The organism is Rhodococcus jostii RHA1 (genome assembly GCF_000014565.1).
Taxonomy (GTDB): domain Bacteria; phylum Actinomycetota; class Actinomycetes; order Mycobacteriales; family Mycobacteriaceae; genus Rhodococcus_F; species Rhodococcus_F jostii_A.
The window spans coordinates 7,771,024-7,791,003 of sequence record NC_008268.1 but is presented as its reverse complement, the minus strand read 5'-3'; the positions used below and the strand labels follow the sequence as shown (position 1 = coordinate 7,791,003).

Annotated in this window: 21 protein-coding genes and 3 pseudogenes; 19 read left to right on the top strand and 5 right to left on the bottom strand. The window is 67.9% G+C overall.

Translation table 11 applies throughout. From position 1 onward, the window contains the following. Positions 1-232 precede the first annotated feature (232 nt). The 7 genes and pseudogenes from RHA1_RS52310 to RHA1_RS50750 all read left to right on the top strand — a co-directional run bounded on the left by RHA1_RS52310 (position 233) and on the right by RHA1_RS50750 (position 5,360). Entirely contained in the window at positions 233-406 is a 174-nt protein-coding gene (locus RHA1_RS52310) for a hypothetical protein (protein ID WP_237726815.1), read from the top strand. Between the two features lie 901 nt (positions 407-1,307). Continuing rightward, the gene (locus tag RHA1_RS35525; protein WP_009472511.1) at positions 1,308-1,523 is read left to right on the top strand and encodes a VldE C-terminal domain-containing protein; all 216 of its coding nucleotides are present in this window, start codon (positions 1,308-1,310) and stop codon (positions 1,521-1,523) included. 32 nt (positions 1,524-1,555) lie between these two features. After that, positions 1,556-1,963 (top strand): annotated as a pseudogene (locus RHA1_RS52305) (TnsA-like heteromeric transposase endonuclease subunit); the annotation flags it as partial. A gap of 71 nt (positions 1,964-2,034) precedes the next feature. Next, positions 2,035-2,301 carry a hypothetical protein gene (locus tag RHA1_RS52300; RefSeq protein ID WP_237727035.1) on the top strand — a complete coding sequence of 89 codons (267 nt, stop codon included), beginning with the start codon at positions 2,035-2,037 and terminating at the stop codon, positions 2,299-2,301. Beyond that, the gene (locus RHA1_RS35520; RefSeq protein ID WP_202800454.1) at positions 2,298-4,274 is read left to right on the top strand and encodes a Mu transposase C-terminal domain-containing protein; all 1,977 of its coding nucleotides are present in this window, start codon (positions 2,298-2,300) and stop codon (positions 4,272-4,274) included. Before RHA1_RS52300 ends, RHA1_RS35520 begins: the two co-directional genes overlap by 4 nt. A 43-nt stretch (positions 4,275-4,317) precedes the next feature. After that, a complete protein-coding gene (locus tag RHA1_RS35515; RefSeq protein ID WP_011598943.1) occupies positions 4,318-5,223 on the top strand; it encodes an AAA family ATPase in 906 nt (301 codons plus the stop codon). Next, on the top strand, positions 5,220-5,360 hold the full coding sequence (locus tag RHA1_RS50750) for a hypothetical protein (protein ID WP_167540914.1): 141 nt from the start codon (positions 5,220-5,222) through the stop codon (positions 5,358-5,360). Before RHA1_RS35515 ends, RHA1_RS50750 begins: the two co-directional genes overlap by 4 nt. Before the next feature lie 1,053 nt (positions 5,361-6,413). On the opposite strand, the gene RHA1_RS35510 is transcribed toward RHA1_RS50750, so the two are convergent. Further along, positions 6,414-6,959 carry an Lrp/AsnC family transcriptional regulator gene (locus RHA1_RS35510; RefSeq protein ID WP_011598942.1) on the bottom strand — a complete coding sequence of 182 codons (546 nt, stop codon included), beginning with the start codon at positions 6,957-6,959 and terminating at the stop codon, positions 6,414-6,416. Positions 6,960-7,115: 156 nt separating this feature from the next. Between RHA1_RS35510 and RHA1_RS35505 the strand changes: the two genes are divergently transcribed. From RHA1_RS35505 to RHA1_RS35475, 7 genes are all read left to right on the top strand, one after another. Continuing rightward, positions 7,116-8,507, top strand: a complete 1,392-nt coding sequence (locus tag RHA1_RS35505) for an NAD(P)/FAD-dependent oxidoreductase (RefSeq protein ID WP_011598941.1) — start codon at positions 7,116-7,118, stop codon at positions 8,505-8,507. A 101-nt stretch (positions 8,508-8,608) separates the two neighbouring features. Continuing rightward, positions 8,609-9,256 (top strand): hypothetical protein, encoded by a 648-nt coding sequence (locus tag RHA1_RS35500; protein WP_011598940.1) that lies wholly within the window; start codon positions 8,609-8,611, stop codon positions 9,254-9,256. A 175-nt stretch (positions 9,257-9,431) separates the two neighbouring features. Beyond that, entirely contained in the window at positions 9,432-10,295 is an 864-nt protein-coding gene (locus tag RHA1_RS35495) for a metal ABC transporter substrate-binding protein (protein ID WP_192815037.1), read from the top strand. After that, positions 10,292-11,029 carry a metal ABC transporter ATP-binding protein gene (locus RHA1_RS35490; RefSeq protein WP_011598938.1) on the top strand — a complete coding sequence of 246 codons (738 nt, stop codon included), beginning with the start codon at positions 10,292-10,294 and terminating at the stop codon, positions 11,027-11,029. The genes RHA1_RS35495 and RHA1_RS35490 overlap by 4 nt, the downstream gene beginning before the upstream one ends. 6 nt (positions 11,030-11,035) lie before the next feature. Further along, complete coding sequence (locus tag RHA1_RS35485; RefSeq protein ID WP_011598937.1) at positions 11,036-11,962, top strand: metal ABC transporter permease; 927 nt, start codon at positions 11,036-11,038, stop codon at positions 11,960-11,962. An 85-nt stretch (positions 11,963-12,047) separates the two neighbouring features. Continuing rightward, positions 12,048-13,247 carry a Fic family protein gene (locus RHA1_RS35480; RefSeq protein WP_011598936.1) on the top strand — a complete coding sequence of 400 codons (1,200 nt, stop codon included), beginning with the start codon at positions 12,048-12,050 and terminating at the stop codon, positions 13,245-13,247. A gap of 141 nt (positions 13,248-13,388) precedes the next feature. After that, positions 13,389-13,865 (top strand): hypothetical protein, encoded by a 477-nt coding sequence (locus RHA1_RS35475; RefSeq protein WP_011598935.1) that lies wholly within the window; start codon positions 13,389-13,391, stop codon positions 13,863-13,865. 13 nt (positions 13,866-13,878) lie between these two features. Here RHA1_RS35475 and RHA1_RS35470 read toward each other — a convergent pair whose 3' ends face one another. The 3 genes from RHA1_RS35470 to RHA1_RS35460 all read right to left on the bottom strand — a co-directional run bounded on the left by RHA1_RS35470 (position 13,879) and on the right by RHA1_RS35460 (position 16,125). After that, entirely contained in the window at positions 13,879-15,090 is a 1,212-nt protein-coding gene (locus RHA1_RS35470; protein ID WP_011598934.1) for an RNA polymerase sigma factor, read from the bottom strand. 1 nt (position 15,091) lies between these two features. Then, a complete protein-coding gene (locus tag RHA1_RS35465; RefSeq protein ID WP_005255108.1) occupies positions 15,092-15,451 on the bottom strand; it encodes a YciI family protein in 360 nt (119 codons plus the stop codon). 119 nt (positions 15,452-15,570) lie between these two features. Continuing rightward, the gene (locus RHA1_RS35460) at positions 15,571-16,125 is read right to left on the bottom strand and encodes a helix-turn-helix domain-containing protein (protein WP_011598933.1); all 555 of its coding nucleotides are present in this window, start codon (positions 16,123-16,125) and stop codon (positions 15,571-15,573) included. Positions 16,126-16,218: 93 nt separating this feature from the next. Here RHA1_RS35460 and RHA1_RS35455 point away from each other — a divergent pair, with 93 nt between their 5' ends. The 4 genes and pseudogenes from RHA1_RS35455 to RHA1_RS35440 form a co-directional block, all read left to right on the top strand. Beyond that, the gene (locus tag RHA1_RS35455) at positions 16,219-16,893 is read left to right on the top strand and encodes an AzlC family ABC transporter permease (protein ID WP_011598932.1); all 675 of its coding nucleotides are present in this window, start codon (positions 16,219-16,221) and stop codon (positions 16,891-16,893) included. After that, positions 16,890-17,213, top strand: coding sequence for a branched-chain amino acid transport AzlD family protein (locus RHA1_RS35450; protein ID WP_011598931.1), 324 nt, complete (start codon positions 16,890-16,892; stop codon positions 17,211-17,213). Before RHA1_RS35455 ends, RHA1_RS35450 begins: the two co-directional genes overlap by 4 nt. A gap of 17 nt (positions 17,214-17,230) precedes the next feature. Then, the gene (locus tag RHA1_RS35445) at positions 17,231-18,055 is read left to right on the top strand and encodes an MBL fold metallo-hydrolase (protein ID WP_016880360.1); all 825 of its coding nucleotides are present in this window, start codon (positions 17,231-17,233) and stop codon (positions 18,053-18,055) included. Between the two features lie 60 nt (positions 18,056-18,115). Then, positions 18,116-18,321, top strand: a pseudogene (locus tag RHA1_RS35440) (helix-turn-helix domain-containing protein); the annotation flags it as partial. 39 nt (positions 18,322-18,360) lie between these two features. Here RHA1_RS35440 and RHA1_RS35435 read toward each other — a convergent pair. Next, positions 18,361-19,560, bottom strand: a complete 1,200-nt coding sequence (locus RHA1_RS35435) for an RNA-guided endonuclease InsQ/TnpB family protein (RefSeq protein WP_011598929.1) — start codon at positions 19,558-19,560, stop codon at positions 18,361-18,363. A gap of 45 nt (positions 19,561-19,605) precedes the next feature. On the opposite strand from RHA1_RS35435, the pseudogene tnpA reads away from it, so the two are divergent. Further along, positions 19,606-19,962, top strand: a pseudogene (gene tnpA, locus RHA1_RS35430) (IS200/IS605 family transposase); the annotation flags it as partial. Positions 19,963-19,980: the final 18 nt, after the last annotated feature.

The following is a 19,980-nucleotide window of genomic DNA, read 5'->3' as shown; positions in this document are numbered from 1 at the left end:
CCCGCTGCGCCGACGACCACCGCTGCGCCTTCGCCCAAGGAAGCTATCCACATACCCCGTTGACGTCGGCACGCGATCTTTCTTCACGTCGCCCGCACCACATTTCAAGTGCTCTCGCCAGATCCGACCCGAGAAGAACCCCATCTGTGTTGCGTCCACCGTCGTCGACGCCGCACTCGCTTCACCCACACACCCCCACATCGGTGATCACTTTCTTGCTCCGGAAACCGAGGTGAACACCAACAACCTCGAGGACTGGATCGGCGACAACGTCTTCGCCGGTGATCTTCCCCGCTGGTTGCCTGCGCGATCACACTCGGAGCCCGCCACAAGCAACTTCTCGAAGGTGCCGACCGTCGGCGGACCGATCTGTCGCCGCGATCACCTTCTTCGTGCTCGCCGGTAGCCAGAACACAATGAACGGGCTCGGAACCTTTTCCCTCAGCCTCTTCGGCGTCGACGTCTCACGCGTGCTCGTCCCTTGCGAACACATCCTCGAAGGGAGTGAGCACGTAAACGCCGACCGACCCGCTCTACCCGCGTAGACGCGCACTACCTCGGCCCCCGCGGGCAGAACCCTCCCCCGACTCGCATCCGGTACTCCGCCGTCGGGGTGAATGCAACGATCGCGGTCACGGCCTTCGTCGTCGCCCGCATGATCATCGACGTCCCTCCGGGCTTCACACCACTGGCCGTGATGCTCACGCTCACCGTCTCTCTCACCACCACGATCACCGATACATCAACGCCGACCGACCCCCGCACTTTCCGTGTTCATCGCGGCATGGAACGACGTGGTGGCACCACGACCGCCTCAGACCCGGACAGAGCGCCCCGGCCCCGGCCCGCCGGTGCTCGACCTGTCCACTACCGAAGATCGACGGTGAAATCCGATCAGCCCGAACAAGGACATCGCCGCCGGTGCTCGACCCGAACTTCGACGAGCCGCAGCCGCCGGTCCTGCCGCCGGAAGCCCCGCCTCCCTCCCGCGCCGCGGCGATGCGCAACGCCCCCACGACCCCGCCGGCCGAACCGGCACCACAACACCCAGCCCGGCCCCCGATCCCCGATCCCCGGGGCCCGGGGCCCGGGGCCCGGGGCCAGCCCGCCGCCCGTCGAACCGCCCAGGACACCCGCGGCACCCCCCTCCCACCGAACCACCCGTCGTCGACGAACCCGCCGGCCCGCAGCGACGAACCCGCCGGTCCGCAGCGACGCCGCAAACACCGCACGACCTCCGAAGCCGAGTTCGTTCCACCGACGAAGAGCTACCGCCGCTGCCCGCCGACAAAGGCAGCCAAGCGCACATGCAGATCGACTCGATCCGCATCATGCGCACAATCGCGGCGGCCTTCCCCGAGATCACCACCCTCGGCGGATGGCGCCCCACCGGCGACGTCACCCCGGATCACCCCGACGGGCGCGCGGTCGACATCATGATTCCCGACTCCGCGAGCGCCCCAGGGAAGGCACTCGGCGACACGATCGCCCGGGCTGCGGAGGAACGGCTGAGCGAGCGCTGATCAGGTGGGCGACGCTGTGCTGGCGCTGGATCGTGTTCCGGACCGACGATTTCGGGTTCACGCTGGGGCTGCGCGATGCAGTGGGCGGGGATCGATTCGTGCGGCTGGGGCAGTGCGGTCACTTGACGCTGGAGCAGGCCGCGCCGGTGCGGACGTTCCGCTGGTCGCGTGGGCTCGGTCATTTCCCCGGGTGGTGGTGGTCGGTGACAACCGGCCACCATGTGGGTTACGAGTCCTGGCTGGAGCGCGATCGTGTCCGCGCGCTCGATTTCGATCGGGACGTCGTCGGTATCGCGTCGCAGCCGTTCTGGCTGCACTGGAGCGATGGCAGACGCCAGCGCCGCCATGCCCCGGACTATTTCGCTCGCGTGGTCGACGGGTCGGGTGTGGTGATCGATGTCCGCGCCGATGACGCGATCGAGCCGAGGGACGCCGAAGCGTTCACGGTCACGGCGCAGGCGTGTGAGCAGGTGGTCGGCTGGCGATATCGGCGAGTGGGGTGCTGGATCCGATGCTGGCGGGGAACGTGCGGTGGCTGGCACGCTACCGGCATCCGCGGTGCGCCGGCCGGGCCGAGATCGGGCAGCGGCTGCGGGAGGTGTTCGCGTCACCGGCGCCGCTGCTGGCGACCGCCGAGCGTGCCGGAGACCGGATCGCGGTGCTGCCAGGACTGTTTCACCTGATGTGGCAGCAGGAGCTGGTGGCCGATCTGGCGGCCGCCAGGCTGGGCCCGACCACTCTGGTGGCGACTGTGGGTTCGGTCGGTGGTGCTCGGTGAGCGGGGGATCTGCGCCTCGGCGGCCTGCGCGGTTGTCGATCGGTGATCGCGTGCGGCTGGCGGGAACGTTGCACACGGTGATCGCGGTGTCGGGAACACGAATACAGCTGGCGGACACCGGCGGTCAAGTCGCCGAGGTTGGCCTGACCGACTTATTGGCGGCCGGAGACTTCGAGGCGGTGAGTGCGCCGGCGCAGGCTCCGGTTCCCCCGTCCACGCTGTTGGACGGTGTGCCGGAAGCTGTGGCGGCGGAGGCGTTGTGGTGGGAACAGCACATCGTCGAGGTGTTGCGCGGGGTGCCGCCGCAGGCCCCGGCGGGGACCAGGCCGAAACGGGAGTACGACCCGGAGCGGGTGTCGCTGACCCGCCGCGAGCAGGCCAAGGCCGCGGAGCTGACCGGGGCCGGTCGTCCGGTGACCGCGAGCGCGATCATCGGATCGACAAGCCCGTCACCGCGCACGGGCGGGCCGATCCGCTGGTGGTGGAGGCGCTGCAACAAGCGATCGCCGAGGCGACGCAGGAGTCCTCCCGCACGGCCACCTACCTGTTCTGGCGGACCGGCCAGATCCTGGAGGCCGCCCACGGTCCGGGGGGCCGTTCGGTTGCCGTCGCTGCGCAGTCTTTACCGGTTGCTGGAGAAGCTGGCGGTGGGCAAGCACACCACGGGATCTGCCCGCACCCGCCGGTCGCTGGCCGACCGCCCGGACGGGCCGTTCGGCGAGGCGGACGCGTGGGCGCCGGGTGAGGTGATGCAGATCGACTGCACCCCGCTGGACGTGCTGGTCCGCCTGGACGACGGCGTTACGGGCCGGATCGATTTGACCGGCATGATCGATGTCGCGACCAGGACCGTGACCGCGGCGGTGTTGCCTCCGACGACCAAGTCGGTGGACGTGAGCGTGTTGCTGGCCCGCACCGTCACGCCTGAACCGATGCGGCCGGGCTGGTCGCAGGCGCTGGCGATGTCGCGGTCGGCGCTGCCGTTCGAGCGGCTGCTGGACATCGATGCCCGTATGCAGCACGCCGCGGCCCGGCCGGTCGTCATTCCCGAGACGATCGTGGTCGACCAGGGAAAGGTGTTCATCTCCCGCAACTTCCGGGCCTCCTGCAACTTCCTGGGCATCAACTTCCAGCCCGTCCACGACGCATCCGGCTGGGAAAAGGGGCATATCGAGCGGATGCTCGGCTCGGTCGGCACGCTGTTCGCCCAGTTCGTCGCGGGCTACACCGGATTCAACGCCGAACGCCGGGGCCGCCACGTCGAGCAGCAAGCGGTGTGGTCGGTGACGGAGTTGCAGGAGCTGCTGGACGAGTGGCTCGTGGCAGCCTGGCAGAACCGGCCCCACGACGGGCTCGGCGACCCCGTCCATCCGGGACGGATGTTCAGCCCGAACGAGAAATACGCCGCGCTCATCGAAACCGCAGGCTATGTCCCGGTCGCACTGTCGGCGGACGACTACGTCGAACTGCTGCCCGCGACCTGGCGGGCGGTCAACGCCTACGGCGTGAAGATCAGCCATCGCACCTACCACGACAAAGCCCTGAACCCGCTGCGGCACCAGCGATCCGGCGTGACCGACCATCGGGATCTCTGGGAGATCCATTACGACCCCTACGACCTCTCACGCGTCTGGGTCCGCAACCACTGGAAGGGCGGCTGGATCACCCTGTTCTGGAGGCACCTGCACCGCGTCGCAGCACCGTTCGGGGAACTGGCCTGGGGCCACACCCACCGCGCCCTACCGGGCGCGACCGAAGAAGAAGTCGCCGACGCTGTCGCCGACCTGCTCAAACGGGCCCACCAAGGACCTTCCGACAGTGAGGGAAAGGCCTCGGCGAAACTCACCCCGGGTCGCCGCGCGCACCAAGGCCAGCTCACCGGCTGCCCCGATCCCACCGCGGCCCGCTGCGCGGGACAGCATCGACGAGGAACCGGACCCGGTCCGCAACAACTCGTCCGGGCGCCAAGGTGATAGCGCTGCCGATCTTCGACCCCTGCGCCGAGGCGGACAAGCGATGGTGACCCGCACAGCCCGTCACGGATCCGATGACGAATCCGGTGATGCCGACTACGGACACCTGCAGCTGACCGCGCTGGACGGGTGGCGCGGCTTCGTCGCCGAGATGCACACCGCGCCGAACCTGCTGCCCACAGCGGTGTGGACGGGCCTGGCCGAGGACAAACGCGACTACTACGACGACGATCGCATCGATCACCATTCCCGGTTGCTGGTGGTCCAGACACCCACGATCCGCCAGGTCATCGCCTCCGGTCGCCGCCTGGTCCAGCTCAACCGCAACGCCCACTCCGGGCGATGCGGCTTGATGGTGTCCGGGCCCGCCGGAACCGGTAAGACCACCGCACTGACCCAGCTCGGCAAGACCGTCGAGGTGATCCACCGGCGACGTCACCCGCACGCGGCGGACGACATTCCCCTCGTCTACATCACCATCGCGCCCGCCGCCACCCCGAAGATGATCGCGATGGAGTTCGCGCGGTTCTTCGACCTGCCGATCTCGCGGCGCGCCAACATCACCGACATCGCCGACGCGGTCTGCGGCGTGAGCCGCGACGCCCGCGTCACCCTCGTCGCAGTCGACGAACTCCATAACCTCAACACCCGCACCCGCACCCGCGCGGGCGCCGACGCATCCGACACCTTGAAATACTTCAGCGAGAGGACCCCAGCCACCTGTACATATGCCGGGACCAGCCTGGAACGCACCGGGCTGCTGTCCGGCACCCGCGGCGAGCAGATCGCCGGCCGATTCGAACATGGTCCGCACCGGTCCGTTCAGCCAGGACCAACAATGGACCGCGCTCATCGCCGCCTTGGAAGACAGTCTGCGACTACACCGGCACCGGCCTGGATCACTGCCCGAGCTCGACCGCTACCTGCACAGGCGCACCCACGCAAATGATCGGCAGCCTGCTCTGGCTGATCCGCAGCGCGGCCATCAACACCGTCCTCGACGGCACCGAGAAAATCACCACGAAGTCCCTGGACGCCGTCGACGCCGACATCACCTCCGAATCCTCGGCCCCTCCCGTCGGATAAGCGGCGAGGTCCCACATGCTGCCCCGCGATCGAGCCGAGCTGATACCGGCCCTGGGCAAGGCCGGATGGTCGGTGAACGCCATCGCCGGGGCAGCTCGGCTACAGCCCGACGACGAACCGCTCCTCCCTGACCGGACACACGAGACCCGGAGTCCGAACCGCACGCACCCGCCTGCTCACCGGCGCCCTGGCCGACTACAGCCGCCAGCACCTCACCGACGACCCACAGCTACGACCCACAGCTACGACCCCACGCCCTGTTCAAAGAGTTGAAAGAACTCCGATTCCAAGCCAGCAAAGCGACCTCCAACCGCGAGATGCAACAGCTCCGGCCACCCGCCGCACAGCCGGCTCCCCCGCGCCCGCTCGGGCAGTCCAGACGAGCACACGGTCGTGCTGCCACGGCCGGTCGCACCGATCACAGGGCAAACGCTGAGCTCCTACCTACCTCGGCTCGCCCGAACCAACCACCTCACCCTCACCGAGGTCCTGGCCACACTGCCGCCCTGGTTCTCCACGAAGATCAACAACCCCGACGAACTCTCCCAGCACCACATGCTCGTCCCCGCGACCACCGACGCACTATCCGCGTCACACAGGCCCCCGTACCGAGATCTTCCTTCCGAGGAGGAGACCAATCAGCGGCAAGCCCGTGCACCCGCTTACACAACAAAGGAGCGGCGTGGACATGCTCACCGATCAGCGAGCAGACAGCGCAGGCGTTGACATGGCATACGCATCGGCGAAGCCGACCATCCCACCCATCCCTGATTGACTTCGCCGGGTGCACGATGGCGGTGCGGCGATCTGCCATCTCCCCATTGCCGATCGCGCGAATACCATTGGCGCACCAAATCTTAGCAACTGATACCCGACATCGAGTCCGAAAACTCGTGCCGGCCACCGACCTCCTCCGACGCCGACAACACCCCGCCCGCCCCCCACAACAGGACGCGCGAACAGCGCCACGACAACGACACGCCAACCACCGGCAAAGACAACATCCGACCGACGCACCCGATCACATCCATCGCCAAGCAGTTCCGCTCCCCCTCAACGGCCCGAAGACTGCTCGGTCCGGGGCGCTCGGTGCCGCGGGCGCACGTGCTCGAAGATCAGGATGGTCTCCGTCGAGGCGACCGCGGGATGCGCGCTGAGGTGGTCGAGGACGAAGCGCCTCAGCTCTTCGCTGCTCGCGGTGGCGACGTGGATGAGGTAGTCGTCGGCGCCGGCGATGAAGTACACGTTCAGCACCTCGTCGAGGGTGGCGAGTTGCTCGGCGAGCTGCCCGAGATGCTGTCTTGCGTTGGCCTGTACTCGAACTGCGATCATTGCCTGCAGGTCCCTGCCAAGGGTGGCGGGATCGATGTCGGCATGGAAGCCGCGAATCACTCCGCGATCGATCAGGGAACGCACGCGGCCCAGGCACGTCGAGGGGGCGATGCCCGCGAGGGCGGCGAGGGCGTTGTTCGGGGTACGCGCGTCGCGCGAGAGTTGATCGAGGAGGATCCGGTCGATCTCATCGATCGGCGCCCCCGTTCGAACATCATTCGATCCCGAGCCTTCGACATACGGCTCGCCTGAAACATTCTTCTTCACCGGCTCAGTCTAGAGAATTTTGTTCTCTCACCTTGGCTTCCCTGCGCCGCTTGTTCACTATTGATGCCTGTCAGTCGAATTGCTGGTCTGAACCCCGACATCCATCTCCCCCGACACCGAGATCGTCGCCCCTGGGCGTGATCGGAAAGGCTCACCATGAGCAACCCCCAGTCCCCGCCCGCGCGCCACCGCGTCGTCGTCATCGGATCTGGCTTCGGTGGGCTGTTCGCGACGAAGGCCCTCCGCCGCGCGGAGGTGGACGTCACGGTGATCGACCGCACCACCCACCACCTGTTCCAACCCCTCCTGTACCAGGTGGCCACCGGTATCCTCTCCGAAGGCGAGATCGCCCCCTCGACGCGGATGATCCTCAAGGACCAAGCCAACGCCGCCGTCCGACTCGGCGACGTCACCACCATCGACCTGACCGAACGTACGGTGACGTCCGAACACCTCGGGCAGATCACCGTCACCGGATACGACAGCCTCATCGTCTCCGCCGGGGCGCAGCAGTCCTATTTCGGCAACGACCACTTCGCCGAGCACGCACCCGGCATGAAGACGATCGACGACGCCCTCGAACTCCGCGGCCGGATCCTCGGCGCGTTCGAGCAGGCAGAGGTCACCACCGACCCGCGGGAGCGGGCACGCCTACTCACCTTCGTCGTGGTCGGTGCCGGCCCCACCGGCGTCGAGATGGCCGGCCAGATCGCCGAGCTCGCACACCGCACACTCGTCGGGGCGTACTCCAATTTCGATCCCCGGGATGCGCGGATAGTCCTGCTCGACGCCGCCTCGGCGGTACTGCCGCCGTTCGGGGACAACCTCGGTTCCGAGGCGGCGGAAACCCTCGAAAAGCTGGGCGTCGAGGTGCGGCTGGGTGCGTCGGTGACCGACGTTGACGCCGACGGACTGACCGTTCGTGATGCCGACGGCACCGAGCACCGCATCGAGTCCGTCTGCAAGGTCTGGTCCGCGGGAGTGGCAGCGAGTCCCCTCGGTCGCCGGCTCGCCGAACAGTCCGGTGCCGACATCGACCGCGCAGGCCGGGTCGCCGTCGACGAAGACCTCACCCTGCCGGGCAATCCGAATGTGTTCGTTGTCGGCGACATGATGTCGCGCGATCGTCTCCCCGGCGTCGCCCAGGTCGCGATCCAAGGGGGCCGCTACGCCGCGAAGCAGATCGCCGCCGAGGTCTGCGCCGCAGCCAAAGGACGCCCGGTACCGGAACGGAACCCCTTCCGGTACCGCGACAAAGGCGCGATGGCAACCATTTGCCGATTCAGGGCGGTCGCCAAGATCGGCGGCCTCGAGCTGACCGGTTTCCTCGCGTGGATAATGTGGCTGGCCGTGCACGTCGTCTATGTCGTCGGCTTCCGCAGCCGCCTCGCGACCCTGCTGTCGTGGGCCTGGACCTTCCTCGGTACCTGGCGCGGCCAACTGACCAACACCCACCAGCAGATCACCGCCCGCAACGCGACCGCGCAACTGCGCCACCTCGAATGCCGCATCGAGGACACGGAAGCCGACGTCGCGCGGGCGAGCTGACACGACACCGACTCCGGTCCACACGCGACCACCGCCTGGCCGCCAGCCCGCCGTCGCTACCCCGATTGCGGCCGGCGGACCTCTTTGGAAACCTCTAAGACATGATGCTGGCGAACGCCTGCGAGCTGTATCGAGACGCGGGTTTCATCGGGCAGCCGGCGGCCGCCGTCACCAGCCTCGCCTTCGTGATCGCCGGTCTCGCGGTCGTCGCGCGTCGTCCGCACAGTGCGCCGATCGTGACGTACGGCCTCCTCGTCATCGCGGTCGGCGCCGGGTCGCTGGTTGCGCACGGACCCAACCCGCCATGGCAGGCCTACGCCCACGACGTCCCGATCGCGACATTGCTAGCCTTCATCGCCGTCGACGCCGCCTCCGACCGGTTAGGCCGGCGGCTGTCGCCGGTGTGGTGGCTCGTCGTCCCGGTCGTGATGATCCCCGCGGTCGCGGCCGGCCCGACGGCCTCCACGGCCGCGCAGGCCATACTCGCCGCGGTCGCGGTGGGACTCGGTCTGGAACGCGCCCGCGTCCGTCCGCAGCTGCGGCGCACGACCATCGTCGCGGCACTGCTTCTCGCGTCCGGCGCGCTACTCGGCACGGGCAGTGTCCTGCAGGGCCACGCGCTGTGGCACGTTCTCGCCGCCGCTGGATTGTGGCGGCTCGCGCCCACGATCGGGTCCACCGCCGACACGGTCGCGGCACGGCGCTCCCAGACGGGCACCAACGGCGACTTCCGTCGACCGAGATCGTGACTGCGGCGGGTGTGGGCGCATTCGGGGGCACCGTCCCGAGGGGTGGTCACGCGGATGCCACCACTTGTGGTTTCGGCAAGCCGAACATTATGATTCGACCGTGAAAACAACGGGCTTCAGGGTGGGTGTGCGACGACGGCCGGCCGCGGTGCTGACAGCGCTTGCCACGGCGCTGATGTTGTCGGGGTGCGGCACGGGTGACGGGCCGGAAAACGACAAACCGGTGGTGTTGACCACGTTCACCGTTCTCGCCGATATCGCCGCCAACGTCGGAGGCGAGCACGTGACCGTCGAGTCGATCACCAAGGCCGGCGCGGAAATCCACGGATACGAGCCCACCCCGGGCGATATCAAGAAGGCAGCCGAGGCCGACCTGATCCTCGACAACGGGATGAACCTGGAGGCGTGGTTCGCCCAGTTCGTCGACGGCTTGGACGTCGAGCACGTGGTCGTGAGCGACGGCGTCGAGCCGATCGCCATCGGCGAGGATGCCTACGCGGGCAAACCGAATCCGCACGCCTGGATGTCACCGCTGAACGTGCAGATCTACGTCGACAACATGGTCGCCGTGTTCAGCGAACTCGATTCGGCCCATGCGGCCGACTATCGCATCAACGGCGACGCGTACAAGGCGCAGTTGCAGAAGGTGCAGGACGAGTTGGTCGCCGAGCTGGGAGCGCTGCCGGTCAACGAACGGGCGCTGGTCACGTGCGAGGGAGCGTTCTCGTATCTGGCCCGGGATGCCGGGCTGACCGAGAAGTACATCTGGCCGGTCAATGCCGAACAGCAGGCCACGCCCCAGCAGATCGCGTCGACGATCGAGTTCGTCAAGGACAACCGGGTTCCGGCGGTGTTCTGCGAATCCACGGTGTCGGATGCGCCGATGCAACGCGTCGTCGAAGCCACGGGCGCCGCGTTCGGCGGCACCCTCTACGTCGACTCCCTGTCCGAGGCGGACGGGCCCGTGCCGACGTACCTCGATCTGATCCGGCACGACGCCGACACCCTCACCTCCGCACTGAACGGGCAGCAATCATGACCACCCAGCCGACCGTCGAGGTACAGGACGTCACCGTCCACTACGGCGATGTCCTTGCGCTCGACCAGGTCTCACTTGCCCTGCAGCCCGGACGCGTCTGTGGCCTCGTCGGCATGAACGGTTCCGGAAAGTCCACTCTGTTCAAGACGATCATGGGCACGGTCAAACCCGACTCCGGCACGGTCCGCATCAACGGCACGGCGCCGGTCGCGGCACGCAAGACCGGTGTGCTGGGTTACGTTCCGCAGAGCGAGGACGTGGACTGGACGTTCCCGCTCTCGGTGCGTGACGTGGTGATGACCGGCCGCTACGGGCACATGGGGCTGACCCGGCGTCCCGGCAGCGCTGACCGCGAGGCCGTCGACCACGCCCTCGAACGCGTCGAACTGACCGAACTGGCGGACCGGCAGATCGGGCAACTGTCCGGCGGCCAGAAGAAACGCACCTTCGTCGCCCGCGGAATCGCACAGGGCGCCACCATCCTTCTCCTCGACGAACCGTTCGCCGGGGTCGACAAACGCTCCGAGGCCACCATCACCGCACTGCTGCGTGAACTCGCCGCCGCGGGTGCGGCGATCCTGGTCTCCACTCACGACCTGCACGCGCTGCCCACCCTGGCCGACGAGGCGATCCTGCTGATGCGCACCGTCCTCATGCACGGCGACCCGACGGTCGTGCTGCAACCGGAGAACCTGGCGGCCGCCTTCGGCCTCGACGTCATGACAAGGACCTGAGAATCAATGGACGTCATCGACTTCTTCGTCGACCCGTTGCGCTACGACTTCATGGTCCGCGCGCTGATCACCACCCTGATCGCCGCCGTGGTGTGCGCGGTGCTGTCGTGCTGGCTGGTTCTGATCGGCTGGTCACTGATGGGTGACGCGGTCTCGCACGCCGTTCTGCCCGGCGTCGTCCTGGCGTACATCGTCGGTGCCCCGTTCGCGATCGGCGCGGTGATCTTCGGGTTCCTGGCCGTGGCACTGATCGGGGTGGTCCGCGACACCAGCCGCGTCAAGGAGGACGCGGCGATCGGCATCGTGTTCTCCACCCTGTTCGCGCTCGGGCTGGTGCTGGTCTCGGTCACCCCGAGCCAAACCGACCTCAATCACATCATCTTCGGCAACCTGCTGGGCGTGAGCCGGTCCGACCTCGTCCAGATCGCCATACTCGGGGCCGTCGTCTTCGTCGCACTGATCGTCAAGCGCCGCGACTTCACCCTGTACGCCTTCGACCCCACCCACGCCCACGCGATCGGCCTGAACCCGCGCCTGCTCGGGGCCGCGCTCCTGGGGCTGCTGGCCCTGACGGCGGTCGTGGCCCTGCAGGCCGTCGGCGTCATCCTGGTCGTCGCGATGCTGATCATTCCCGGGGCCACCGCGTACCTGCTGACCGACAGCTTCCACCGGATGCTGGTCATCGCCCCGGCGATCTCGGCGGCCTGCGCCGTCATCGGCCTGTACCTGAGCTATCACCTCGACACGGCCAGCGGCGGCATGGTGGTGCTGTCCCAGGGCGCGGCATTCGCGCTGGTCTATCTGTTCGCACCCCAACACGGAATCGTCGGTCGCCGAATCACCGCGTCCCGGCGACGCCGGACAGCACGTGACGACCGCGGGAACACCGAGATTCACGGGGAACGCGATTGGGCGCCGGAACCGAAGTCGTAGATCTGGCGCCCGATCGCGTTGTACACCGTGACTACCGGCGGTCCATACCATTGGATAACTTATTAACCAATGATATGCTGGCTGGGTGGCATCGGTTAACGGCGGACTGTTGTGGCCCCCTGTCGCCTACGAGCAGCATCCCTGGGCCAGCACCGCCGGCGACTACGGCTCTCGGCGCGAGCGACGCCTCACTGCCGGCCCCTACCGTGCGGCAGTACCGGCGTTCATTGCCGATCAGTCCATCTCACTGAGCGGCGAGCTGCAATCGCTGACGGAGGAAGCTGCGACCGAGCTCACCCGTTTCGACGTCGAAGTCGGCCACATCACCGCCCCGTTCGCCTCCATTCTGCTCCGCACCGAGAGTGCGTCGAGCTCGGAGATCGAGAACCTCAGCAGCGGGGCGCGGCAAATTGCGCTGGCCGAACTCGGCGAGCACGCCTCCCGCAACGCCCGCCTGATCGTCGGAAACGTCCGCGCCATGCACGCCGCGTTGGAGTTGTCCGACTCCATCGACGCCGAGGCGATCCTGCAGATGCATCGCGCGCTGCTCGAAAACGGCGATCCGAACATCGCCGGTCGATGGCGGCAGCAGCAGGTCTGGATCGGCGGCGGAAGCCTCGGACCCCACACCGCGCAATTCGTCCCCCCGCACCATGACCGGGTTCCCGAACTGATCGACGACTTGATCGTCTTCGCCAACCGCGTCGATGTGCCCGTGATCGCGCAGATAGCGATCGCGCACGCGCAGTTCGAAACCATCCACCCGTTCCCGGACGGCAACGGGCGTGTCGGACGCGCCCTGATCCAGGCGATGCTGCGCGGCGGACAGCTCACCCGCAGTGTTCCCGTTCCGGTGTCCGCGGGCCTCCTACACGACACCGCAGAGTATTTCGACGCACTCGGCGAGTACCGGTCCGGGAACGTCGAGCCGATCGTCCGGTCGATCGCGGAGGCATCGTTCGGTGCGGTCGCCAACGGTCGCACCCTCGTCCAGGACCTGGAAGCGGTTCGAGCCGACTGGCGCACCCGAGTGACGGCGCGGCGCGGCGCGGCGGTACACCGGCTGGTGGACTTGCTCCTTCGCCAACCGGTCGTCGACAACAAGCTCGTCACATCGACGCTCGGGGTGACCGGCGCCAACGCGCAGATCGCGATCGACCGCCTGGTCGACGCCGGGATCCTCGCCCAGATCACCGACGGGCGACGGAACCGGATCTGGCAGGCCGAGGACGTGGTCCGGGTGCTGGACGAGTTCGCCGCCCGCGCCAAACGCCGCCGACACTGAATGCTCCGATCCCCGGCGGGTGCCGTCGAATGATCCACCGGGGGAACATGACGTGTCGCCCGCCGCCGTTTATACGCCCACACGCCGGGTATCAATACCGCGACGTCCGGAGTGAGACCGCCGAGAACGAAGGTTCCGCTGATGACACTCGTGCCCCGGGCCGCGGTCACGCTGATCGCCGCAGGCCCCCTCGCCCTGTTCCTGGCCGCTCCCGCCGCCGCGGACCCACCCGATGTGACCCTCACCGCCGCCGTGGCCGGGAGCACCGTCACGACGACGATCACGAACGACACCGGCGCGGACATCGTGTGCGGACTCGGCGGACTGCATGCGGCGGACGACATCGTGAACCCCGAATCCGTGGCGGTGTTCCACGCATCGAATGTGGTGATCGGGCCGGGACCGCGGGACTTCGTGTTCGACGCGGTGCCCGACGGCGACTACCTGATCCACTGGATCTGCAGTGAGAACGCGGGCCCCGGTGACGAGGTGTGGGGTTCGGCGCCGCTCCCGGAGACCGCGTACGCGAAGCCGGCGACGGCGGACCCTCTCCCCGTCACTGTGCGCACGGAGACGTGTTTCGGCTCGGTGTGCCTGCCACCGGGGGTGGGTCTCTGACCGGCAGCCCGTATCACCGGAGCGAATCGCGCTGTTCCCGAAGGAATTCCCGCTCGGCCACGTTCTCGGTGCGGTCGCGCGCCGCATCGTAGGCGCGCGCCGCCTCGTCGGGACGTCCGAGGCGGCGGAGCAGATCGGCCCGCACCGCGTGGTATAGGTGGTAGTTGTCGAGGTCGAGTTGGTCGACGAGGGCCAGCCCCTGCTCCGGTCCCCTGACCTCGGCCACGGCGACCGCCCGGTTCAACGCCACCACCGGACTCGCCGCCAGCGGCATCAACTGGTCGTACAGCTGCAGGATCTGCCACCAGTCGGTGTCGGCGGCCGTCGCCGCGTCGCTGTGGACGGCGTTGATCGCGGCCTGAATCTGATACTGCCCGGGCGTGTTCCGTCGCAGGCATTTCCGCACCAGCGACTGCCCCTCGGCGACGAGGTCACGATCCCACCGACTGCGGTCCTGATCGGGCAGGAGCACGAGCCGGCCGTCGCCGTCGGTGCGGGCGTCTCGCCTCGACTCGATCAGCACCATCAACGCGAGCAGCCCGGTGACCTCCGGTTCGTCGGGCATCAGCGCGGCCAGGACCCGGCCGAGGCGGATGGCCTCGGCGCACAGGTCCGCTCGCGTCAGCCAGTCCCCCGAACTGGCCGTGTATCCCTCGTTGAAGATCAGATAGACGACGGCCAGGACGGCGCGGAGGCGGTCCGGCAGATCGGCCTCGTTCGGCACCCGGTACGGGATCCGGGCGTCCCGGATCTTCCCCTTGGCCCTGACCAGGCGCTGCGCGATGGTGGGCTCGGCGACCAGGAATGCGCGCGCGATCTCCGCGGTGCCGAGCCCGCCGAGGAGGCGGAGGGTCAGCGCGACCTGGGCGGCGGGGGCCAGCGCCGGGTGGCAGCACGTGAAGATCAGGCGTAGCCGGTCGTCGTGCACGACGCCCTCCTCCACCGGTTCGTCGCGGGCGAGCAGCAGGGCGGCCTGCGCGTGGCGGTCGTGCCGGGAGGCCTCGCGCCGGAGCCGATCGATCGTGCGGCGCCGGGCGGTGGTGATGATCCATCCGGCCGGGCTCGGCGGCAGCCCGGACGACGGCCAGCGCCGCACCGCCTCGGTGAACGCATCCTGGACGGCGTCCTCGGCGATGTCGATGTCGCCGAACACCCCGACCAGGACGGACACCGCGCGACCGTGTTCTTCAACGAACACGTGTTCGATGTCGGCGGACCCGACCACGTCAGTCGCCGGCTCCGTCGTGGTGAGCGAACGGCCGGACCTCGATCGGGAGGGTCGTCGCCCGGGTGAGCTTGCGACCCCATTCGAGGGCGGCGTCCAGGTCGGGCGCCTCGACGATGGTGAATCCGCCGAGATGCTCCTTGCCCTCGGTGTACGGGCCGTCGGTGACGAGCACGTCACCGCCCCGGGCCCGCAGCACGGTCGCGGTGGTGGGGGCGCACAGTCCCCCGCTGAACACCCACGCGCCCGCGGACACCATCTCCTGGTTGAGGGCGTCGAGATCGTCGCCGATCTTCGCGAGGACGTCGGGTTCGGGAGCGGGTCCGTCGGGTTGGTACACGCTCAACAGGTACTGGGTCATCTCGGGTTCCTCCTCGGATCGGACAGCCGGCGCCTTCGGATATGGCCGGCCCTCACCTCCTATACGAACGTCACCCTTCCGAATCGACACCCTGCACGGAGAAATTTCGCCGAATGACCTCAGTTGTGCTCGGACACCAGGACGGCGCGGGTGCCCGCCTCCAGCGCTTCGAACACATGTGCGACATCGCCGGGGTAGGCGATGTAGTCACCGGGTCCGAGTTCGACCGGATCGCCCGCCACGCCGACCAGTGCGCGCCCGGCGCTGAGGATGACGTGTTCGACCACACCGGGCATGTGCGGTTCGGATTCCCGGGCCGGGCCGGGTTCGACGGCGAGGCGGTACAGATCCCGGCGCGCCGACGGCGGGCTGGACGCGACGAGAGTCGCACGGTAGTCGGACCGGTCGGACGTCAGTTCCGGCCCCTCGTCGGCCCGGATGACCTGGACGCGGGGCCGCGGCGGGTCCAGGAGTTGAGACATCTGCACGTCCAGGGCGACGCAGAGGGCCCACAGGGTTTCGACGCTCGGGTTGCCGCCCCCCGATTCGAGTTGGGACAGAGTGGATTTCGCGACCCCGGCGCGGCGGGCGACCTCGGTCAGGGACATGCCCGACCGTTCCCGTTCGCGACGCAGCGAGGGCCCGATGTAGCCCAGCGGGGACTGCCCTGCCATGGTTCCCCTTCCCGACTTCCGACTTCGTGTTCATTATTTTGGGCGCTGCGTTCGTCTTGACGAACACCGCACCATGTGTTCAGTATAGAAGTCATGCGTTCGATGAAGCGAACACTCGATGTGCGGGTCCTCCGGAACATCGCGCTGGTGTGCCTGGCCGATGGACTGGTCGGCATGTCGTACGGCGCCATCGCGGTGGGTTCGGGCCTGGACGCCTGGTTGCCCGTCGCGCTGTCGGTGCTGGTCCTCGCCGGTTCTGCGGAGTTCCTGTTCATCGGCATCGTCGCGGCAGGCGGCAGCCCGGTCGCGGCGACCATCGCCGGGCTGCTGGTGAACGCGCGGCATGTGCCGTTCGGTCTGGCGGTCGGGGACGTGCTGGGGCGCGGGCTGCGCCGCGTCCTCGGCGCTCATCTGATGAACGACGAGTCGGTGGTGTTCGCCCTCGGTGAGACGGACCCCGGCCGCAGGCGCGCCGCGTACTGGGCGTGCGGTGTGGGGATCGCGGTGTGCTGGCCGCTCGGGGCCGTGCTCGGCGCGGTGGCGGGCACGGCGATCGGCGACCCCGCCGTGCTGGGACTGGACACCATGTTCCCGGCGGTGCTGCTGGCGCTGGTGCTGCCGGCGTTGCGCGATCGGGACGTGCGGGTGCCGGTACTGGCCGGCGGTGTGATCGCCCTGGCCACTACTCCCTTCCTGCCCGCCGGGCTTCCGGTGCTGGCGGCGCTGGTCGGGTTGCTCGCGGGTGTGCGGCGGAAGGTGCTGCGGTGACCGGGCACCTCGTGCTGATCGGGTCGGTCGGGGTTCTCGCGGCAGGCACCTTCGCCTTCCGATTCACGGGCCCGGCGCTGCGGCCGCGGATCGCCACCCGGCCCTGGGTGGAGCGGACCATGGCGACGGCCGCCGTGGTTCTGCTCACCGCACTGGTCGGCACGACGGCGCTCACCGAAGGTCACGACCTCGCCGGGGTGGCGCGTCCCACCGGCATCGTCGTCGCGGGCCTACTCGCCTGGCGGAAGGCACCTTTCGTCGCCGTCGTCTTGTCCGCGGCCGCCACGTCTGCCGGATTGCGGCTCCTCGGGGTGCCGTGAGGATGCATGATCGAGGGGTGTTATTTCATCTCTGCGCCACGTGCGGCGTCGAACAGGACCCGAACACCCCGCTCCCCGACGAGTGCGCGATCTGCGCGGACGAACGCCAGTACATTCCGCTGGGCGGTCAGGAGTGGACCACCGTGGAGAAGCTGGCCGGTGCGGGGTACCGCGCGGTCGAGCACGAGGTCGAGCCGGGGCTGCACGGCCTGTACGTGGACCCGAAGACCGCGATCGGCCAGCAGTCCCTCGTGATCCGCACCCCCGCCGGGTCGCTGCTGTGGGATCCGATCGGGTTCGTCGACGACGCCGCCGTCGCCGCCGTCGCCGCGCACGGCCCGGTCCTCGCCGTCGCGGGCAGCCACCCGCACATGTTCGGCGTCCAGACGCAGTGGTCCAAGGCGCTCGGCGACGTGCCCATCCTGGTGGCCGACGCGGACCGCGGATGGCTGGCACGGTCCGACGGCCCGATCGTGTTCTGGTCCGGCACCCACGAAGTGACGCCGGGTCTGACCCTGCACCAGATCGGTGGGCACTTCCCGGGCAGCGCCGTCGCGCACTGGCGGGACGGCGCCGACGGCCGCGGGGTCCTCCTCACCGGGGACGGCGTGTTCCCCAACCCGGACCGCCGCACGGTGTCGTTCCTCCGGTCGTACCCCAACCGACTGCCGCTGTCCGCGGCGGTGGTGCGGCGCATCGCGGACCAGTTGTCGCACCTCGAATTCGACCGCATCATCGGCAACTTCGACAACGTGATCGACAACGCCGGCCGGGAGGCGCTCGAATACTCGGCCACCCGTCACTGCGCGTGGGTGACCGGGGAGTTCGATCACCTCACCTGACCGCTGACCATGACGTCCGAGGTAATGATCACGACGATCCGGCCGCCCTAGACTGGCCGCATGACCACCCTCGACGATCGGCGAACGTCGCATGTCGGCACCCATCTGCGGACGCGGCGGGAACGCCGCCGGCTCAGTCAGCTGGAACTGGCGAACCGGGCGGACATCTCGGCCGCCACGTCAGCTTCCTGGAGACCGGGCGGTCGAATCCCACCCGGGCGATGCTGCTGCGGCTCAGCGAGCATCTCGACATTCCCCTGCATCAACTACCCGGTCCCGAAGGACGCGGGTTTGCTGCTCACGTTCTAACTGGCTGTTAGAGGGGTGGCTGCTTTAGGCACGGTTGATTGGGCGGCCCGGTAGTTGGTGTGTCCGAGTGCGGCAATGTTGGCGGCGGCGTTATGGTCGGCGTGGCCGGTCCATCCGCAGCCGCGGCACCGGAAGAGTGCTTGACTGTGCCTGTTCGCGGTGTCGCAGTGCCCGCACTGGTGGCATGTTTTACTGGTGTTGCGCGGGTTGACCACCTGTACCGGCAGTCCTGCGGCTTGCGCCTTGTAGGTGATCTGGTCACGCAGTTGCGCGTATGCCCAGGAGTGCAGTTGTTGCCGTTGTCTGCGTGCGAGCCGTACCCGGTCCCGGATCCCCGACAGGTCTTCTACCGCGATTCCTTGACCGGTGCGTTGTGCTTGGGCAACAATCGTTTTCGAGAGTTGGTGATTGATGTCGGTGGCGTACCGAGTCTCCTTCCTACGCCGCTTCTTCAGTTTCCGTTTCGCGGACTTGGTCCCCACCTTCTGCAGCGCGGACCGCATGGTTTCGTTCTTTTTCCGGCGGGCGGTGACCGCACCACCGGACCACCGGACGTCGAGTTCGGCCGGGTCATCTGCGGTGGTCACCGCCAGGTTCACGATCCCCAAGTCCACGCCCAGCCACCCGTTGGGGTCGTCCGCGGGGACCAGCTGATCCGGTGCGTCGGTGTCGACGTTGGCGTGCAGGTAGAAAGATCCGTCGCGGAAAATCAGATCCGACTCGCCTTTGCGGTCGGCGAGCATTTTCAGCTGCCACGGCGCGCACACGAATCCGACGTTGCGCATCCGGCCCTCGGTCGTCCAGATCGACACCGTCGATCGATCGATCTGCCACGACAAACACCGATCGTCGAACGGTTGGCCCGCGTCCTCGCGGAACACGATCGCCTTACCTGCCACCTTCGCATACCGTTTCGATCCTGGCGTGCCGTAATTCCCGTTAAGCAGGTTCGCCTTCCGGGTCGCGTACGCATCCGCGACTTTCTTGAGGACCCGGATCGCCGGTTGCGCCGACAACCCGCGCGCTTTGAGCTGGGCATAGACCTGCTTTTGCAGCGCGAACGGGCGTCGATCAGTGGCGGTGTGCGCGAACTGCGAAACCATGTTCGCCCCCGCGTTGCACAACTCCAGCGTCGATTTCAGCGCCACATACTGCCCCGGGGTGGGAGCCAGCTTCACGACAACGATCCGCTTCACACCCTGCGCCTTTCCCTGCTGAGGCCCATTGGTCTATGTCACCGGCAGATCATGGCAGAGGTGTGTGACAAGTTCGGCGCAACGTTGACCGAGTTCAACGGAGAAACCGACCACGTCCACCTATTGATCCACTTCCCACCCACCGTGCAACTCTCCACCCTGGTCAATAGCCTCGAGGGCGTCTCCGCTCGATACCTGCGCCAAGAGTTCCCCGACCACATCCGGAAATACCTGTGGCGCAATCACTTCTGGTCACCGTCCCACTTCGCCGCCTCCGCAGGTGGACGCCCACTCGCCATCATCGCCGAGTACATCACTAACCAAAAACGACCAGAACCCACGAAAGAAAGCGACCCCGCTACGGCGCTCGCGCAGACAGAATCAGCTTCCTCCCGGCCCTGAAGGGCCAGGCTTCCTCTG

Coding starts and splice junctions, on each gene's coding strand:
- RHA1_RS35505 (WP_011598941.1), top strand. CDS start 7,116: ATGAGCAACCCCCAGTCCCCGCCCGCGCGCCACCGCGTCGTCGTCATC.
- RHA1_RS35460 (WP_011598933.1), bottom strand. CDS start 16,125: ATGGCAGGGCAGTCCCCGCTGGGCTACATCGGGCCCTCGCTGCGTCGC.
- RHA1_RS35490 (WP_011598938.1), top strand. CDS start 10,292: ATGACCACCCAGCCGACCGTCGAGGTACAGGACGTCACCGTCCACTAC.
- RHA1_RS35495 (WP_192815037.1), top strand. CDS start 9,432: ATGTTGTCGGGGTGCGGCACGGGTGACGGGCCGGAAAACGACAAACCG.
- RHA1_RS35525 (WP_009472511.1), top strand. CDS start 1,308: ATGCAGATCGACTCGATCCGCATCATGCGCACAATCGCGGCGGCCTTC.
- RHA1_RS35485 (WP_011598937.1), top strand. CDS start 11,036: ATGGACGTCATCGACTTCTTCGTCGACCCGTTGCGCTACGACTTCATG.
- RHA1_RS52300 (WP_237727035.1), top strand. CDS start 2,035: ATGCTGGCGGGGAACGTGCGGTGGCTGGCACGCTACCGGCATCCGCGG.
- RHA1_RS50750 (WP_167540914.1), top strand. CDS start 5,220: ATGATCGGCAGCCTGCTCTGGCTGATCCGCAGCGCGGCCATCAACACC.
- RHA1_RS35500 (WP_011598940.1), top strand. CDS start 8,609: ATGATGCTGGCGAACGCCTGCGAGCTGTATCGAGACGCGGGTTTCATC.
- RHA1_RS35475 (WP_011598935.1), top strand. CDS start 13,389: ATGACACTCGTGCCCCGGGCCGCGGTCACGCTGATCGCCGCAGGCCCC.
- RHA1_RS35515 (WP_011598943.1), top strand. CDS start 4,318: ATGGTGACCCGCACAGCCCGTCACGGATCCGATGACGAATCCGGTGAT.
- RHA1_RS35465 (WP_005255108.1), bottom strand. CDS start 15,451: ATGACCCAGTACCTGTTGAGCGTGTACCAACCCGACGGACCCGCTCCC.
- RHA1_RS35455 (WP_011598932.1), top strand. CDS start 16,219: ATGCGTTCGATGAAGCGAACACTCGATGTGCGGGTCCTCCGGAACATC.